Source organism: Allorhizobium sp. GW101-3B10, assembly GCF_059424725.1.
This window is the reverse complement of sequence record NZ_JBWKZR010000001.1, coordinates 4,699,693-4,715,816: the sequence shown is the minus strand read 5'-3', so window position 1 is coordinate 4,715,816 and position 16,124 is coordinate 4,699,693. Positions and strand designations below refer to the sequence as shown.

At 62.1% G+C, this 16,124-nt stretch carries 14 protein-coding genes and 1 riboswitch; of the genes, 3 read left to right on the top strand and 11 right to left on the bottom strand.

Going from position 1 to position 16,124, the window contains the following annotated elements:
• Window positions 1-116: 116 nt before the first annotated feature.
• The 7 genes from AC07Y0_RS23055 to AC07Y0_RS23025 form a co-directional block, all read right to left on the bottom strand.
• Complete coding sequence (locus tag AC07Y0_RS23055) at window positions 117-311, bottom strand: 4Fe-4S dicluster domain-containing protein (RefSeq protein ID WP_498679935.1); 195 nt, start codon at window positions 309-311, stop codon at window positions 117-119.
• A gap of 45 nt (window positions 312-356) precedes the next feature.
• Window positions 357-1,838: a nitrogenase cofactor biosynthesis protein NifB gene (nifB, locus tag AC07Y0_RS23050; RefSeq protein WP_498679934.1), complete on the bottom strand. Its 1,482-nt coding sequence runs from the start codon at window positions 1,836-1,838 to the stop codon at window positions 357-359.
• A gap of 442 nt (window positions 1,839-2,280) precedes the next feature.
• Window positions 2,281-3,084, bottom strand: a complete 804-nt coding sequence (locus AC07Y0_RS23045; protein WP_498679933.1) for an inositol monophosphatase family protein — start codon at window positions 3,082-3,084, stop codon at window positions 2,281-2,283.
• A gap of 30 nt (window positions 3,085-3,114) precedes the next feature.
• Window positions 3,115-4,173, bottom strand: coding sequence for an ABC transporter ATP-binding protein (locus AC07Y0_RS23040; RefSeq protein WP_498679932.1), 1,059 nt, complete (start codon window positions 4,171-4,173; stop codon window positions 3,115-3,117).
• Complete coding sequence (locus tag AC07Y0_RS23035) at window positions 4,170-6,401, bottom strand: ABC transporter permease (protein WP_498679931.1); 2,232 nt, start codon at window positions 6,399-6,401, stop codon at window positions 4,170-4,172. Before AC07Y0_RS23035 ends, AC07Y0_RS23040 begins: the two co-directional genes overlap by 4 nt.
• Window positions 6,402-6,486: 85 nt before the next feature.
• The gene (locus AC07Y0_RS23030; protein WP_498679930.1) at window positions 6,487-7,512 is read right to left on the bottom strand and encodes an ABC transporter substrate-binding protein; all 1,026 of its coding nucleotides are present in this window, start codon (window positions 7,510-7,512) and stop codon (window positions 6,487-6,489) included.
• Window positions 7,513-7,620: 108 nt separating this feature from the next.
• Window positions 7,621-8,607 carry an ABC transporter substrate-binding protein gene (locus AC07Y0_RS23025; protein ID WP_498680321.1) on the bottom strand — a complete coding sequence of 329 codons (987 nt, stop codon included), beginning with the start codon at window positions 8,605-8,607 and terminating at the stop codon, window positions 7,621-7,623.
• A 252-nt stretch (window positions 8,608-8,859) separates the two neighbouring features.
• On the opposite strand from AC07Y0_RS23025, the gene AC07Y0_RS23020 reads away from it, so the two are divergent.
• Window positions 8,860-9,600 carry a response regulator transcription factor gene (locus AC07Y0_RS23020; RefSeq protein ID WP_498679929.1) on the top strand — a complete coding sequence of 247 codons (741 nt, stop codon included), beginning with the start codon at window positions 8,860-8,862 and terminating at the stop codon, window positions 9,598-9,600.
• A complete protein-coding gene (locus tag AC07Y0_RS23015) occupies window positions 9,597-11,732 on the top strand; it encodes a sensor histidine kinase (protein ID WP_498679928.1) in 2,136 nt (711 codons plus the stop codon). Before AC07Y0_RS23020 ends, AC07Y0_RS23015 begins: the two co-directional genes overlap by 4 nt.
• A gap of 144 nt (window positions 11,733-11,876) precedes the next feature.
• Here the strand turns inward: AC07Y0_RS23015 and AC07Y0_RS23010 are convergent, their stop codons facing one another.
• The 4 genes from AC07Y0_RS23010 to AC07Y0_RS22995 form a co-directional block, all read right to left on the bottom strand.
• Complete coding sequence (locus AC07Y0_RS23010) at window positions 11,877-12,272, bottom strand: nuclear transport factor 2 family protein (RefSeq protein WP_498680320.1); 396 nt, start codon at window positions 12,270-12,272, stop codon at window positions 11,877-11,879.
• A gap of 5 nt (window positions 12,273-12,277) precedes the next feature.
• A complete protein-coding gene (locus tag AC07Y0_RS23005) occupies window positions 12,278-13,174 on the bottom strand; it encodes an MBL fold metallo-hydrolase (protein WP_498679927.1) in 897 nt (298 codons plus the stop codon).
• 92 nt (window positions 13,175-13,266) lie between these two features.
• Entirely contained in the window at window positions 13,267-13,752 is a 486-nt protein-coding gene (locus AC07Y0_RS23000; protein WP_498679926.1) for a GlcG/HbpS family heme-binding protein, read from the bottom strand.
• Window positions 13,753-13,780: 28 nt separating this feature from the next.
• Window positions 13,781-14,449: a DsbA family protein gene (locus AC07Y0_RS22995; protein WP_498679925.1), complete on the bottom strand. Its 669-nt coding sequence runs from the start codon at window positions 14,447-14,449 to the stop codon at window positions 13,781-13,783.
• Between the two features lie 107 nt (window positions 14,450-14,556).
• Here AC07Y0_RS22995 and AC07Y0_RS22990 point away from each other — a divergent pair, with 107 nt between their 5' ends.
• On the top strand, window positions 14,557-15,453 hold the full coding sequence (locus AC07Y0_RS22990; protein WP_498679924.1) for a LysR family transcriptional regulator: 897 nt from the start codon (window positions 14,557-14,559) through the stop codon (window positions 15,451-15,453).
• A gap of 509 nt (window positions 15,454-15,962) precedes the next feature.
• Window positions 15,963-16,103, top strand: a riboswitch (TPP riboswitch).
• Window positions 16,104-16,124: the final 21 nt, after the last annotated feature.

Below are 16,124 nucleotides of genomic sequence, written 5' to 3'. Positions count from 1 at the left end.
AAGCCGGCCACGAGTACGCACGCTCTCGACCGAGGCCGGTCGAGAATGGAGCCCGACCACCGCCACAAGGGTTCAAGGGCCAAGGGTGGCGGCCGGGTTTTCCTGCCTGGATGGAATCAGGCTGGAACGCAGGTCTTCGGCACCGGACAGACGGCCGCGCATTGCTGGGTATCGAAATATCCCTGGCACTCGGTGCACTTGTTCGGATCGATCACATAGGTTTCCCCCTTGAACTTGATCGCCCCGGTCGGGCATTCGAATTCGCAGGCGGAGCATTGCGTGCATTGCGAAGCGATGATCTTGAAGGCCATTTTTCCATCTCCTGTCGGCTGCTTCGGTTGCGGATCTCAAGAAATTCAGGCGCTCTCGGCCAGGAGCTCCAGGCCGAACTCGGCGGCATAGAGCGCTCCGATCGCGGTCTCGATATAGTCGAAGCCATAGGCATCGGTGGCGCGGATGCCGGCGGACTTCAGGCTGTCCTTCGGGCAATCGCCGATCTTGGCGCAGAGCACCACGTCGATGCCCTCCAGCGCTTCGATGATGCCGTCGAGGGTCGCGTCCTCGCCAAAGCCGCCCAGACAATATTGCTCGACCTTGCGATGGCCGACGAAGCTGATGCCCTTGGGCGAGGCTTCGTAGACCTGAAACTCCCTGGCATGGCCGAAATGTTCGTTGACACGCCCGCCACCCTTGGTCGCGATCGCGACAAGCAGCGAGCCGGCGGCCTCGGTCTCCCGCACGGCGCTGACCGCCGCCTGCTTGGCCGCCACATGGTCTCCCCGCTCGCGAGCGACGACCTCGCGATAGGTGTCGCGCTTGGCGGGATCGTAGGTGACCTCCTCCGGGATCTGGTCGAGGGTGAATTCCTGGCCCCGGTCCTCGCCGAGCAGGCCGACGGCGTCCGCCCGACACTGGCGGCAATGGCGCATCAGCTTGGCGCCGCCCTCGAGCTTGTCCTGCAGCGCCTTCAGCTCCATCGCCTTCGGCCCGCGCTGGCCGGTCAATCCGTAATGGGTGCCGTGCGCCGGATCGGAAATCAGCGGCATGACATTGTGCAGGAAGGCGCCGCGTTCCTTGACCCACTTGTTCACCTCGATCAGGTGCTCGTCGTTGACCCCGGGGATCATCACCGAATTGATCTTGGTCAGAATGCCGCGGGCGTTCAGCATTTCGAGCCCGAGCATCTGTCGCTCATGCAGGATCTGCGAGGCCCCGAGCCCGGTATAGCGGCGGTTCTTGTAGAAGATCCACGGATAGATCTTCGTGCCGATCTCGGGATCGACCATGTTGATGGTGATCGTCACATGGTCGACATTCATCGCGGCGAGTTCGTCGACATGATCGGGCAAGGCCAGGCCATTGGTCGAGATGCAGAGCTTGATGTCGGGAATGTCGCGCGACACCTCCTCGAAGGTCGCCCTGGTCTTCCTCCAGTCGTAGCAGGCATCCCCCGGCCCGGCGATGCCGAGCACGGAAAGCTGGGGCACCTCGTTGGCGACCGCGATCACCTTGCGCTTGGCCTGGTCCGGCGTCAGCTTTTCCGAGACGACGCCCGGTCGGCTCTCGTTGGCGCAGTCATACTTGCGATTGCAGTAATTGCACTGGATGTTGCAGGCGGGCGCGACGGCCACGTGCATACGGGCGAAATAGTGGTGCGCTTCCTCCGAATAGCACGGATGGTCCTTGATCTTTTCCCATACGGCCGGGTCCATGTCGTCGGGCTTGGCCGACGAGCCGCAGGAGCTCGACGAACAGCCGCCGGACGTGGCCTTCGCGAGCAAGGCGTCCATGGAGGATGCAGGGGCAAGGCTTTCCAGCGAAATCATGGCTGCGGACATCGGTTGCTCCATTGCGTCGGGTTAACGATGCAAGATAGAAAGCAAGGCCCATGCCAGTACGATTATTACATTAAAAACAACGACATGCCTTTCATGACCACCCATGCTTGTCGGATTGGCGACGGCATTGTCGCATGCCCGACACGACATCGATATGGCGAAACCGGCGCCGCGACCGCCCGTGCTCCGCACGATGCCCGGCAAGCGGAAGCCCCCGTCTCCGACGACGTCCCATGTGGGGGGACCCACCGGAACTATGGTCAACAGGCCTCGCCGACGGCGACCTGAGGCGCGGTTTCGCATGAGTTTGGGAGAGGCGCCCCTCGCCGCAAGAAGCCCCATGCGGTTTTGACCGCAGGGGCTCCATTGGGATCGCAATCCGGCTACCTGCGAAACGCCTTAGATCTAGGTGCCGTTGCACCGAATATTCGAATCCGGATCTTCAAAGGTTGGCCTTGTGAATCTCCAGCAGTTCCTCAAAGCAGGAGCGGTTCGCGGCAAGAACGGGATGTCCTTTCAGGAATTCCGGTCCGCTGCTTGGGAAGGGCAGGTTGATGCCGCCCGCTTCACGAACCAGGCAGAAACCCGCCATGCAATCCCAGGCGCGCATGTAGGGCTCGTAGTAGCCGACCAGCCTGCCTGCCGCGACATAGGCGAGCATCAGCGCCCCCGAGCCGTTGCGAATGAAGTTGCCCCCCTTTCCCATCAGGCTCGCGATAATCGCACCCACGCGCTCGGGCGTGACATACGTGTTGCAGCCGATCCCCGTCATCGCGTTCTGCAGGTTGCGGGATGGATCGAGCTGGAGGAGCCTGTCGTTTAGCGTAGCGCCGAAACCCCGGGCGGCGGCGAACAATTCGTCCGAGCAGGGAACATGGATGACGCCGACGTCCGGCTCGCCATCCCTGACGATTGCGACCGAGACACACCAGGTCGGCATTCCATTGACGAAGGGCGCGGTGCCGTCGATCGGATCGACAACCCAGGTGAAGCCGGAGCCGCCTTCGTCGTGACCGAACTCTTCACCGAGGAAGCCGTCGGCGGGATAGATCTCCGCGACGCGTTGCTTGAGAAATGTCTCGACATTGCGGTCGGCGATCGACACCACGTCCTGCAGATCGCGCTTGGTCTCGATCACCAGCGTGTCGCGGCGGCCGAAATAGTCGAGCGCCATGGCGCCGGCTTCGGCCGCCAGGGTCTTTGCGAGGGCAAATCGCGCTGCAAGCGCCGCATCATTCACTGTCATTGAATTGTCCTTCTCGGGGTGGGAGTTCTATCAGCCGCCGATGACGGCAATGCCACGATTCTTGAACGCCAATGTGACGTCGCTTGCCGCCGCATGGGCGTGTTCAACTTCGTGGTCGACGACGAAGAGGGTGCCCACGTCGGTCTCGACCTCGTATTCCACATGCCGGCCGAGATAGGCGGAGTGGAGCACGCGACCTTTGAGACCATCCCCCGAAGGCGCGCCGATACTGATAGCACCGGGGCGCACGGCCAACTTGGCCGGCCCGGGGCGTGCCGTCGAACGAAGGCGATGCTCGACGTTGCTCACGCGCACCACGACTTCGCCGGCGTCGGAGCCCACGACCTCGCAAGGCAGCACATTCGCCTCCCCCATGAAGTCGGCGATGAACGGGGATGCCGGCGATTCGTAGAGTTCGCGGGGTGCGCCCGACTGGGCAATCTCGCCGTCCTTCATGACGATGATGCAGTCGGAAACCGCCAGCGCCTCGTCCTGGTCGTGGGTGACATAGACGGCGGTAAAACCGAGACGCTGCTGCAGGTCGCGGATCTCGGTCCGAACACGGCGCCTCAGGCGCGCGTCGAGATTGGAGAGCGGCTCATCGAGGAGGAGCACCTGCGGCTCGAGGACCAGGGCGCGTGCCACGGCGACGCGCTGCTGCTGGCCCCCCGACAGTTCTGCCGGAAGGCGATGGCCCATGCCGGCGAGGCCGACAAGCTTCAGGCCCTCCTCCGCCTTCTCGCGGGATTCCTTCTTGCCCAGACCGGAGGACTGCAAACCATAGGCGACGTTCTCGAGCGAGGTCATATGCGGAAAAAGCGCGTAGGACTGGAAGACCATCGAGACGTCCCGCTCGTTGGCCGGCAGCATGGTGACGTCCTTGCCGCCGATGAGGATCCTGCCGGATGTGGGGTGTTCCAGGCCGGCAAGCATGCGCAGCGTCGTCGTCTTGCCGCAACCGGACGGCCCAAGCAACGTCACCAGCGTTCCCGGCTCGATCGTCAGCGACAGGTCGGGAATGGCGGTGAAGGCGCCGAAGGTCTTGCGGACGTTCTGTAAGGTGACGGCCCCGGCTTTGACGGTGATCATGCGGTTTTCTCCTGACCAAGAGGAACGGGAAGGGTGTTGCCGAGACCGGCAACGCGATTTTCACGGCGCAGCTTGCGTTCGCCGACGAGGAGCTGAAAGGCGCCGATGACTGTGATCATCACGAGGATCAGCATCGAGGAGTAGGCGATCGCCACGCCGTATTCGCCGTTTTCGACGAGACCGACGATGTAGGAGGTCGCCATGTTGTATTCGGCACTGACGAGGAAGATGACGGCGCTGATCGAGGTGATCGCACGCACGAAGGAGTAGACAAGCGCGGCCGTGATGGCGGGCCTGAGCAGCGGCAAGATGATCTTGCGCACCGTACGAAAGCTGTCGGCCCGAAGCGTCAGCGAGGCTTCGTCCAGGCTTTTGTCCAACTGGCTCATCGCTGCGATCCCGCCGCGCACGCCGACCGGCATGTTGCGGAAAACGAAGCAGGCGACGAGGATCAGGGCCGAACCGGTCATCTCAAGCGGCGGCAGGTTGAAGGCCATGATGTAGCTGACACCGATGACGGTGCCGGGGATGGCGAAACTCATCATCAGGGCGAATTCGAACAGGTTGCGGCCCGCGAATTTCTGCCGGACGATGATATAGGCGGTCAGCAGCCCGACGGCGGCCGTCAGCGGGGCGGAGATGAGCGAGATCTCCATCGTCGTCCAGAAGGAGTTCCAGGCAACGCCGGTCCAGGCGATGCCGCCATTCTCGAAGCTGACGGAGAAAGCACGGATGTAGTGCGCAAAGGTCAGGCTGTTGTCGAGACCCCAGGTGGTGACGAGGCCGCCGAACAGGATCATGCCATAGACCACGATCGTGAAGATCATCCACGGGATGACGAGGGCATGAAGGCCGATCGACAATGCGCGCGGCAGGGCGATGTGCGCGCCGCTGTCACCCTTGCCGGTCACGGTGGCGAAGTTCTTGCCCGAAAGCCAGAGCCGCTGGGCGAGGAAGGCCGACAGCGTGAAGACGAGGAGTACCAGCGCCAGGACGGCTGCGCGCGACGGATCGTTCTGAGAACCAACGACGGCGAAGAAGATTTCGGTCGACAGCACTCCATTGCTGCCGCCAAGCACCAGCGGATTGCCAAAATCGGCCATGCTTTCGATGAAGCCGATGAGGAAGGCGTTGGCGAGACCGGGCTTCATCAGTGGCAGCGAGACCCGCCAGAATGTGCGCCAGCGACCGGCGCGCAACGTCTGCGACGCTTCCTCCATCGACGGACTGACACCTTCCACGACGCCGATCAGGACGAGGAAGGAAATGGGGGTGAAGGACAGCACCTGGGCGATCCAGATGCCGGTGAGGCCGTAGAGCCAGCGACCGGGTTCGATGCCGAACAAGTTCGACAGGCTTTCGGTCACGACGCCTGCGCGGCCGAAGAGAAGGACGAGCGCGAGGCCGATGACGAAGGGCGGCGTGATGATCGGCAGGATGGTGAGAAGGCGCAAACCCTTCTTGAAGGGAAAGCGGGTGCGGGTGGCGACCAGCGCGAAGGCGAGGCCGAGCAGGGTGGAGGCCGAAGCCGCCATGAGGGCCAGTGCCAGGGTGCGCCAGGCAACGCCGCATCGCCCGGCCCCGACCACGCAATCCAGGCTCCAGATACCCGGGTCCTGCAAATTGCGGATGAAGCCGTCGGGATTGAACGAGCCGTCGAAATCCTGGACGGCTGCGGCAAACATGCTGCCGATCGGATAGAAGACGAAGACCACGACGAGGAAGACCAGCATCGAGATGGAGCCGACGATGAAGGCGTCTCCCCTCATCACGCCGCGTTCGACCAGGCCAAAGGCAAACATCAGGACGAAAACCAACGCCATGATGACCGCCCCTGATCCCATCGAGGGTTGGCCGTCGGCTAGCATGCCGAAGAAATTCTCACTGATCGTCCAGGTCCAGCCGGAAAAACCGATCGCGAGCCCCTGAAGGCAGAGAAAGAAGAGCCCAGCCGCACCGGCCGAGGCGAACAGGGCACCCCGGCGCATTGGATCGGCGACGAAGCGGGCGGCCATTCCGAGGCCGAAGAACAGCACGACGCCGCTCAGCCACAATCGGCCATGGCTAAGGAGTTGCAGCAGGCCCGGAGCCGTTTCCGACGTGAAGGGAAAATCGGCCAGCCACTGCAATCCGAAGAAGCCGGCATCCACCCTGTACCAGGGGAGCAGGATGAAGGATGCGGCCCCAAGGGCCAGCAGCAGATCCAGTCTGCGGTTGCCATGTCTCATGGTCGACCTCGCTCGTGCACGTCTGAGAAGGAAAAGGAAGATCGGCAGCAGCGGCGTTGCTGCCGACCAGGGGGAAGCGAAAGGTTCAGTTGGCGACGGCGCCGATCTCACGATCCCAGCGTTCCAGCAGCGCCTTGCGCTTGGCCGGATCACCGTAGGTCTTGAAGTCGTAGTCAATCAGCTTGATGTCCTCGAACTTCGGCGCTTCCTTCGGGATCTCCGCGGTCTTGTTCGAGGGCAGCTGGAAGGATTTGGCATCCTTCATGCGCGACTGGACTTCCGGTTTGAGCGACCAGTCGTACCAGGTCTTGGCATTGTCGAGGTTTCTCGTTCCCTTGACGATGGACATGGAGCCGATTTCGTAGCCGGTTCCTTCGCAGGGAGCGATCGACTTGACGGGAAAGCCTTCCGCCGTCTGCGACGCGGCATCATGCATGAAGACGATGCCGAGGCCCGTCTCGCCGCGGGCTGCCGCCTTGACAGGCGCCGAGCCGGACTTGGTGTACTGCGAGATGTTGCCGTTGAGTGACTTCAGGTATTCGAAGGCCTTCTCCTCGCCCATGATCTGCACGAGGGATGCAAGAGCCGTGTAGGCGGTGCCGGAGGAGTTCGGGTTGGCGATCTGGATCTCGCCCTTCAGTTCCGGCGCCAGAAGGTCAGCCCAGCAGACCGGCTCCTTGAAGCCCTTCTGCTTGAAGAAGTCGGTGTTGTAGCCCCAGCCGAGGGCGCCGGCATAGACACCGACCGTGCGGTAGCCGGAGCTTTCGGCCTGGCTCTTGGCCCAATCATGCAACTGTTCGAGCATCGGCGACTTGTATTCCATCGTGAGGCCCTCGGACGCGGCCTGCAGATGGGGGTCGCCCGTACCGCCCCACCAGACGTCGGTCTTCGGATTGCGGGCCTCGGCGCGGATCTTGGCATAGGCTTCGCCAGAGGACATGCGAACCATATTGACCTTGATGTCATTGGCTTTCTCAAAGTCGCCCTTCATCTGTTCGCAGATGACGACGTCGGCCGCGCAGATGAGGTTGAGGTCGCCGGCGGCGAGCGCCGATCCCGCGCCAAGCGCAGTTCCGGCAAAGAGCAAAGTGGAAATTATCGTCAGTCGCATGGGTATCCTCCTGTTGCTTGCGTCTGATGGAAAAGTCGAGATGCGGACATGCCTTCGGCGGCGGCGCCATGAGGACGCCGTTTCATCGGGCATTCGTATGGATTGAAATCAGTTCGTCGGGTGGATCTCGGCGTCGAAGCGCTTCAGGAGCCGACTTCGTTCGTCCGGCGAGCCGAAGGTGGCGAAGTCGTAATCGACCATCTTGATCATGGAGATGTCGGGGGCCGAGAGCGGCAGCGCGGCCTGCGCATTGGACGGCACCTGGTTCTGGCCCGCCAGCGCGCCCGTTGCTTGTCCCTCGGGGCTTAGCGCGAAGTCGACGAAACGACGCGCCGCCTCGATATTGTGGCTGCCCTTGATGATGCTGACCGCTCCGATCTCGTAGCCGGTGCCCTCGCAGGGTGCGACGATGACCAGTGGCGAGCCGGCCTCCTTCTGCGTGACGGCATCATGCATGAAGGAAATCCCGATCAGCACATCGCCCCGCCCCGCCGCCTTGACCGGGGCCGAACCGGCCTTGGTGTATTCGACGATGTTGGCGTCGAGCTCCCGCATGTAGGCGAATGCCTCATCCTCGCCAAACAGCTGGACGAGCGTGGCAAGCGTGGTGAACGCAGTGCCTGAGGAGTTTGGATTGCCCGACTGGATCCGGCCTTTGTAGATCGGCTTCGTCAAGTCTTTCCAGCAATTGGGCGCGGCGAGCCCGGCGTCGGCGAGGAGCCGGGTATTGTAGGCAAAGCCGAGCGCACCGGCATAGATACCGGCCGAACGGCCGCCGGACAGGACGAAGAAATTGCGCGCCCAGGGCAGTATCTCGGCTTCCTGCGGCGGCGAGTAGGCCTCCAGCAGATCCTCGGAGGCGGCTTGCAGATGGGTATCGCCCGTCCCGCCCCACCAGACATCGATCGTGGGAGCGTCGCGTTCGGCCCTTATCTGTTCGAGGATTTCGCCAGTGCTCTTGCGGGCCATGTCGAGCGTGAGGCCGCTCTTGTCTTCGAATGCCTTTTCCATCGTTGCGCACCAGGCTTCGTCGGTACCGCACAGCACGCGCAGCGTGCCGGATGCCGCGACACCGCTGGCCGTGGCAAGCGTCATGCAAAGGCCTGCGCCGAGGGCGATCAATAGCGTCAAGGTCATCCTCCCTTGGAACCTCCCCGTTCCAATCTCGAATGGAGCATGGCGGCATCGACTTCGCGAGGCAACCGAAGAATGGTTACCGATCTTTCAACGCGCTGACGGCCAGGATTTCAGGCATTTCAATTGTTACAAATATGACGAGGCGAATAACCACCATTGTTTTGGAGATTTCTGCCGGCCCGGCTATGATGCACATGGGAGGACTGCGACTTGTTGACTCAGAAGGTGAAGATTCTGATCGTCGAAGACGACCCGGATATGGCGGAGCTTATCTGCGACCTGGTCGAAGCCGAGGGCTGGATGGCGGTGACGGCGCCCTCTGCCGAGGCGGCGCAGGACATGCTCCAGCGCGAAACCGTCCAATTGGTGCTGATCGATCACAATCTGCCAGGACTGTCCGGCCGCGCCTTTGCCCAGCGCCTGCGCGCAGGAACGGATGTCGGGATCGTCATGGTCACGGCGGCCGGCAGTGCGACCGACCGCGTCCTCGGCCTCGAGACGGCGGCCGACGACTATGTCGTCAAGCCGTTCGAACCGATCGAACTGACCGCGCGTATCAAGGCGGTCCTGCGCCGTACTCATCCGCAACTTCGCCAGGAGAAGGAAAACGAGCGCGACCAGTACCAGGCGGCCATCCGGCTGGGCGACTGGGCGGTGGACCTCGCCCGCCGAAGGGCGGTTTGTCTTGGAGATCCCAGCCGGACATTGACGGCCGCCGAATTCGCGCTACTCGAAATTCTGGCCGAGACCCCGAATGTGCCGGTCAGCCGCGCCCACATCCTTGATCGGCTCGGGGCGGAGACAGATCGCTTCATCGACCGGAATGTCGATGTGCTGGTTTTGAGACTACGCCGCAAGATCGAGGGCAATCCGGACCTGCCACGCCACATCCAGACCCGGCGCGGGAAAGGATACGTGCTGCATACGGATGAGGCCGGGACACCATCTTGATAAGCCGCGCATTTCTATCGTCGATCGCCTTTCGGCTTCCCTTCGCGATCACTTTCATCTGCGTCTCTGTCCTTCTTCTGTCCGCGGTCGCGATCTACGGCCTGCAGAAAGCTCGAAACGAGATGGCGAGCTACAGCGTTCAGGCCTTTTCGAGCCTGGCCAAGGCCTCTCTAGTGTCTCGCCAGGTGTCCGACCTGGTCTCGAGTGCGCCGTTCCTGATGAACGCGACTTCGCCCTACCGGGTTTCGAGCGAAAGCCGCGCGGTCGTCGCCCAGGTCGACGCTCTGTTGCAGACCATGTCGCCGGAGGAGCGGGGGTTGGCTATCGAGGGCCTCGGCGGCGGCCGGATCATCGCACTGCTCAAAGACATCCAGAAGCAGACGCTGGATCTCGCCCGCAATGCGGATTCCGCACAGGAATACAAGGCTCATGCCGCCGCGGCACTCGGAGAGATCGCGACCGGGCACAGCATGCGCGACACGGACCTGCGCCAGAGACTGAGCAGCATCGTGCAATCGGCCGCAACTTCCGACAGCCTGTTTCAGCTCGGAGAACTGCAGCGGCGCTACGTCGCCGAGACTTCGGCCATGCTCCAGTCACCCGGCCCTGATCTCAGGATATCGCAGGAAGAACTCGCGCCCTATCGGCGGATCTTTGATGCCCAGACACAGTATCTGCTGGAGATGTTTGCGATCCGCGCTGCGGTATCGCGCCTCCACACGGTGTCGCGCGATCTCTCCCACGCGACGGAGACTCAGAGCGAAGCCGTGGCCCAGAGCCTCAACCGAAACCTCGACTCAGCCTCCAGCGCCCTGCGCCAGCTTCTCGTCATGGTCATCCTGGCATCTCTTGCCGTCGTGCTGCTGGCGGTCCTTTCGATTCGCTCCGTCATGCGGGTGTCGCGTGGCATCGTCGATCTGTCGGAGGGCATGAATGCCCTTGCGAAAGGCGATCAGCAGGTCGGGCCGCCATCCTATGCCGGCACGGAAACCGAGCTGATCCGTCTTCTCGATGCATTCCGTGCCTTCAAGGAGAGCGTCGACAGGGTATCGCGGCTGAGACGCACGGCAGAGGCGGCCGCTCGGACCATCCGCTCCACGTTTCGGACCATGAACGAGGGGATCGCCCTCTTCGATCCCTTGGGTCGGCCGATCACGATGAACAGGCGGATCATCGAACTGATGCGCCAGACGGGCTCTTCTCGCAAGATGCCGCTTCGACGCTTCATCGAGACCATTCCGGAAATCGACCCCCTGCTGATGCCGTCCGAGCGCGAGGCTGGCTCGCTGGTCGAACGCCGCCTGCTGCGGCACAGGTTTGCAGACACTCAGGTCGTCGAAATCTCGGCCTCGCGGCAACCGGATGGCGGCGTGGTTCTGCTCGCTCGCGACGTCACGATGATGGACCGGCAAGAGGTGGAAGCCGCCCGGGCCCAGCGGCTTGAGGTCGTCATGCGCATGACGCACCAGGTGAGCCATGAGGTGGGCAACATGATCGGCATCATCACGGGGAGCCTCGGCCTGCTGGAGCGCGAACCGGGCTTCAGCGAAAAGCAGAAGCGGCATCTGGGGCGGATCCGAAAAGCGGCAGAGCGTGGCAGGGCCCTCGCATCCAGCATGCTGTCCGTCGGAAGCCAGCAACAGATCCGCGCCTCCATCATCGATGTCGGCTCGATCCTGCAGGGCATGGCGGATGTGCTTGAAATGGCGATCGGCAGCGGCAACCGCCTGGAACTCGACCTCGCCGCCGACCTTCCGCCGATGAACCTCGATCCGGCACTTCTCGAGCAATCGGTCCTGAACCTCTGCCTGAATGCGGCGGCTGCCATGCCAGGGGGCGGGCCCGTGACGATTCAGGCGCGAGCAAAGGCGGACAAGCTGACGATTGCGGTCATCGACGAGGGAGTGGGCATGTCACCGGAGGTGCTCGACCAGGCGCTCGAACCCTATTTCACAACCCGCTCAAGAGCCGGTGGGTCCGGCCTTGGACTCGCAATGGTCTACGGTTTCGTGCGCCAGTCGGGCGGCGAAGTGACGATCACGTCATGTCCCGGTGAAGGCACGATCGTTACCCTTTCCTTTCCGGTCTACGATGCCGGACGCACCGGAGCGTCTGCGCATCTGGGCACTTAGATGTCTGGTCCCGGCATTTGCTGGAGCGGATCGCAGGGTGAGGCGTTCGGGCTGGGCGTGCGCCACGTCGCATCCATCCAAGACCAATCGCTACCCCGCCCGATCGGCTCGACGTGCAGGGTAGCGAAGGCTGGGGACGTGTTGCTAGGTCTCGCTGAGCGCCTGCACGACCATTTGGCTGTCGACATATTGCACCATGCTGGCGATCTTGCCGTCTCTCACCTCATAGAGGTGGGCGAAGCTTGCCGTCATCGACTTGCCGGTGGCCTTGTAGGTTCCCGAGTAAACCCCGAATGCTGCGACCCGATCCCCGTCCTCCATCAAGGTGTGGACCTCCGCGCGGTAGCCGATCCACTCGGTGCCGAGCCGGTGAAAGACGCCGGCGACGATGGCGTCCGGCCCGACATAGGTGCCCGCATAGGGAAAGCCTTCGGCTTCCGTCCACGTCGCATCGGGCGCCAGCGCCGCCATCAGATTGCGCCCATTGTCTTCCGACGAGCCTTCATAGGTGGCCCGAATGAGATCGAGATTGGCACCCATGGCGATCAGCCCCACTTCATCTCGCCGGTGGCGACCTTGGAGCCGATGTCGAGAGCAATGCCCATTCCGAGACCCGGGAAGCGTGCTTCCATGGCGGCCTTGAGCTCAGCCGAGTCCTTGGCCTTGGCGAGTTCTTCCTCGAACGCGACCAGATAGGCCCTGGTGTGCTCAATGCCGCTGAGATCGGTCTTGGCGTCAGGTGCCATATGGCCGGCGACAACGATCGACGGCGCGCGTGCAGCGATTGTGTCGAGGGTCTTTACCCAGGCGGCCCGCAGTTCCGCGCCGTTGGTGTCGGCGGTCCAGACGTGAACGCCGTTGAAGACCATCACGCCGCCGAAGACCGCGTTCAGAGACGGCACGAAGAGATAGCGCCGGTTGGCCAGACCTTCGGCCTCGACGATCTCGATGGTTTCGCCATCAACCGTCAGCGTCTTCTCGTCGAAGGCTTGCGGGATGACGACGTCGGCCAGGGTCTGCGGACCGTTCTCCTTGAGCTGGGGAGCCCAGGTCGCGAGCTTCTTCTCGACATTGCCGTTGATGGCAGCAACCGTAGCCGTGGCGGCAATCACCTTGGCATCCGGAAACGCGGCCTTGATGGGCCCGAGACCGAAATAATAGTCCGGGTCGCTCTGGCTGACATAGATCGCGGTCAGCGTCTTGCCGGTCGCCTTGATGGCGTCTGCGACGGCCTGGCCGTCGGACAGCGTGAAGCCGCCGTCGATCAGCACAGCTTCCGTTGCACCGGAAACCAGGACGGGGGCGCGGAAGAAACCGTTCTGCCCGGCGGGGAAATGCTTCCATGTCAATCTCCCTGCAGCATGGCCGAGGCCAGCAGGGGCAAATACGGCGGCAGCGCCGGCGGCTATGGTGGTTTTCATGACAGTTCTCCTGGTGAACATGGTTTGGCTCCTGTGATGGTTATGCGTGCGGAATGGGAGGCGCGGGCTTGCGCTCTGGGGTTCGTTGAGTTCGGCTGGCAGGGTCCTTGGCGTCAGGGCCGAAGGCCTTTGGTGCTTGCACTGGCAACCGTGCCATCGCCGGCCGGCATGCCACCGCTGGCGCCGATCGCACCGATAACCTCGTTGTCGACGACCAGCGGCACGCCACCTTCGACCGGATAGGCACCCGGGACGGCCAGCAGGTTGCTTTGGCCGTTCCTGAGGATCATGTCCTCGATCACCTTGGTCGGGGTCTTGATACCATTGGCGGCCTTCGCCTTGCCGATCGCCGCGTCGATCGTGCCGATACCAGCCTCATTGGAGCGTTCGAGATAGACAAGGTTGCTGCCGGAATCGACGATCGCAATCGTCATGTCCATGTTGAGCTTGCGCATTTCGGCGACTGCGGCCTGCTTGGCCCGCTCGGCCGTGATCGGAGCGCCATAGGGTGGCATACCCTGCGCGAAGACAGCGGCTGGAACAGACGGCAACAGGATCGCCGAAGCGAGAAAGACAGGCGTGACATGTCTTGACGTCATGTCTCAATCCTCTCTGATAGCGATAGGGTTAGTGGATGGCGGCAACTGCAGGTGTATTGGTTCCAAGAAGCGTCGAAAGCAGATCCGGATTGCCAAACAGGCTGCTCGCTCCAAGGTGGCGGCGGCTTTTCCCGTCATCCACGATCAGCGCCGGAACGCCGTCCACTCGGAACTCGTCTTTCAGCGCACGGGCGGTTGCAACGCGCCAACGATTGGACGCAAGCAATTCTTCGTCCGGCGACGCCAAACGGGCAGCGGCGACAGCAAAGCCGCCGCCCTCCAGAATGTCGATGAGTACCAGGTTCTCGGTAACGTCGAGACCATGGATATATCGGGCCTCCTGGATCAGTCGGAGGGCATCCAGCTCTGGTCCAGTCGCGGTCAGGGCGACTGCTGCCAGCGCGAGCGTGGCCGGCGCGGAGTCAAGCATGCCTCCCTTTTTGCCAAGAACCCGAGCCCGATAGTCCTCTGTGAAAGTCTGGCCCGTGAGCGCTGCAATGCGCAGGTCGTTTGACCAGGCAAAGGCTGAAAACTGCGCATCCATTAGTCTGGCGCCGCGACCGGCAAACAAACCCGTTGGTGCGAGTTCGACCTCAATCTCCGGTCGCGAAGACAACTGCTTCATGATGCCGGAAGCGCCGTAGCACCAACCGCAGAGGGGATCGAAAAGATAGGTGATGTGAACCTTGTCGCTCATGTCTTTCTCCTTGTGGAGCATAGATGGCACAGTCAGATTGAAACGAAAAGATCGACAAAAATGACAGAATGTATGCTAAAGACTTACAATCAAACGGGAGCCCATCCATGCAGGAAGCGACGAACCTCAATCGTCTCGCCTACTTTGCCGCCGTCGTCGACGCGGGTTCGTTTACCAGGGCGGCCGAGTATCTCGGCATTACCAAAGCGGTCGTCAGCCAACAGGTTGCCAGGCTGGAACAGGAGGTCGGCACCACGTTGCTGATGCGCACCACGCGACGGCTGCAGCCAACAGAAGCGGGGCGCATGTTTCATGCCCATTGCGTGTCCATCCTGCGCGAAGCCGAAGACGCGTTCGACGAGTTGGCTGAGGCCAGGACCGATCCAAAGGGTCTTCTCAGGATCACGGCACCCTACGACTATGGCACCTCGGTCGTGGTTCCGATCATCACCGCCTTCACGTCTCGCTACCCGGATTGCAGGGTTGAACTCAGCCTCAGCGACAAGTCGGTCGATCTCATCGCCGACAACATGGATCTTGCCATTCGCGTTGGCTGGCTGGCAGATTCGAGCCTGCAGGCCCGCCGCATCGGCTCGTTCCGGCAGCTTTTGGTTGGACCTCCTCAGTTCGCGGAACAGATAGCGCTGTTGCGAGATCCTACGGAACTCTCCGCATTGCCATTCGTGGCCAACAACGCGCTACGGGAGCCCCTGGAGTGGACGTTCACGAATGAGGATCGGGAAATTCGCACCGTTCAATTCAAGTCGGACATTGCGATCAACACCACGCCGGCGGTGATGGAGGCTGTAAGGCATGGAGGTGGGATGTCAGTCTTGCCAGACTTTCTGGTGGTTGGAGAGATGTCAGGCGGCAGCCTGATTCCCGTATTGCCTGAGTGGAATCTGCCATCGGGCGGCATATACACGGTCTATCCGGCCGCCCGGTTTCGGCCACCAAAGGTCACGGCTTTTGTCGATCTGCTGGCCAGTGCTGTCAAGCAATGAACCGATCGACCGTGTTGTGTCAGTTTCACCCCTGTCGTCGACGCTGCTGCTTCACGAAGCGCTTTCCCTAAATGCTGAGTTGGCAATCCGATCTCGGGTCGGCATGCACGGAGGCCGCTTGTGCGGCTTCCGTCTTCTGTCGTGATGTCAGATCTTGATGAAGTTATGCGTCGAGAGCGCACCGAAGGGCCGTCAACCTGTCAATCATCAAAGACTGATCTTCTTCCGTGCATTGTCTGTTCCGACAGATCGTCCAGCAACCTGCAGGTCCTGGTGGAGCACCAACCCGGTAGACAGCAAGCACCGGCAACATCAGCCCCGGCCGGTAAGGCTTCGATGGAGAGCTCGACCCGTCGCCCGGAGCCGACCCTTCTATACTGCGTGTAGCGCCATTCCGCCCTATCACTAATCAGAATGACCCGACCCCGGATCCTTATCCAACGGGCGCGGCATATCCTTCCTCATCTGTTTGCGTCTTGACAGCTTCGCCGGTGAGCGCCTACTCTTTTCGCATTCACCAGGGGGGTCCCGACAAGGGGCTGAGAGTCTGCTGGCGTGTTTGGTGGCAAAAGCCTCCTTTCAAGCAGCGCAGTGACCCGTTGAACCTGATCCAGTTCATACTGGCGTAGGGACGGTGCGAGCGCTCACACACGCGGAATCTCTCGATACGG

Excerpts from the sequence above, each read along its gene's own strand:
- AC07Y0_RS23055 (WP_498679935.1), bottom strand. The coding sequence starts at position 311 with ATGGCCTTCAAGATCATCGCTTCGCAATGCACGCAATGCTCCGCCTGC.
- nifB (WP_498679934.1), bottom strand. The coding sequence starts at position 1,838 with ATGTCCGCAGCCATGATTTCGCTGGAAAGCCTTGCCCCTGCATCCTCC.
- AC07Y0_RS23045 (WP_498679933.1), bottom strand. The coding sequence starts at position 3,084 with ATGACAGTGAATGATGCGGCGCTTGCAGCGCGATTTGCCCTCGCAAAG.
- AC07Y0_RS23040 (WP_498679932.1), bottom strand. The coding sequence starts at position 4,173 with ATGATCACCGTCAAAGCCGGGGCCGTCACCTTACAGAACGTCCGCAAG.
- AC07Y0_RS23035 (WP_498679931.1), bottom strand. The coding sequence starts at position 6,401 with ATGAGACATGGCAACCGCAGACTGGATCTGCTGCTGGCCCTTGGGGCC.
- AC07Y0_RS23030 (WP_498679930.1), bottom strand. The coding sequence starts at position 7,512 with ATGCGACTGACGATAATTTCCACTTTGCTCTTTGCCGGAACTGCGCTT.
- AC07Y0_RS23025 (WP_498680321.1), bottom strand. The coding sequence starts at position 8,607 with ATGACGCTTGCCACGGCCAGCGGTGTCGCGGCATCCGGCACGCTGCGC.
- AC07Y0_RS23010 (WP_498680320.1), bottom strand. The coding sequence starts at position 12,272 with ATGGGTGCCAATCTCGATCTCATTCGGGCCACCTATGAAGGCTCGTCG.
- AC07Y0_RS23005 (WP_498679927.1), bottom strand. The coding sequence starts at position 13,174 with ATGTTCACCAGGAGAACTGTCATGAAAACCACCATAGCCGCCGGCGCT.
- AC07Y0_RS23000 (WP_498679926.1), bottom strand. The coding sequence starts at position 13,752 with ATGACGTCAAGACATGTCACGCCTGTCTTTCTCGCTTCGGCGATCCTG.
- AC07Y0_RS22995 (WP_498679925.1), bottom strand. The coding sequence starts at position 14,449 with ATGAGCGACAAGGTTCACATCACCTATCTTTTCGATCCCCTCTGCGGT.
- AC07Y0_RS22990 (WP_498679924.1), top strand. The coding sequence starts at position 14,557 with ATGCAGGAAGCGACGAACCTCAATCGTCTCGCCTACTTTGCCGCCGTC.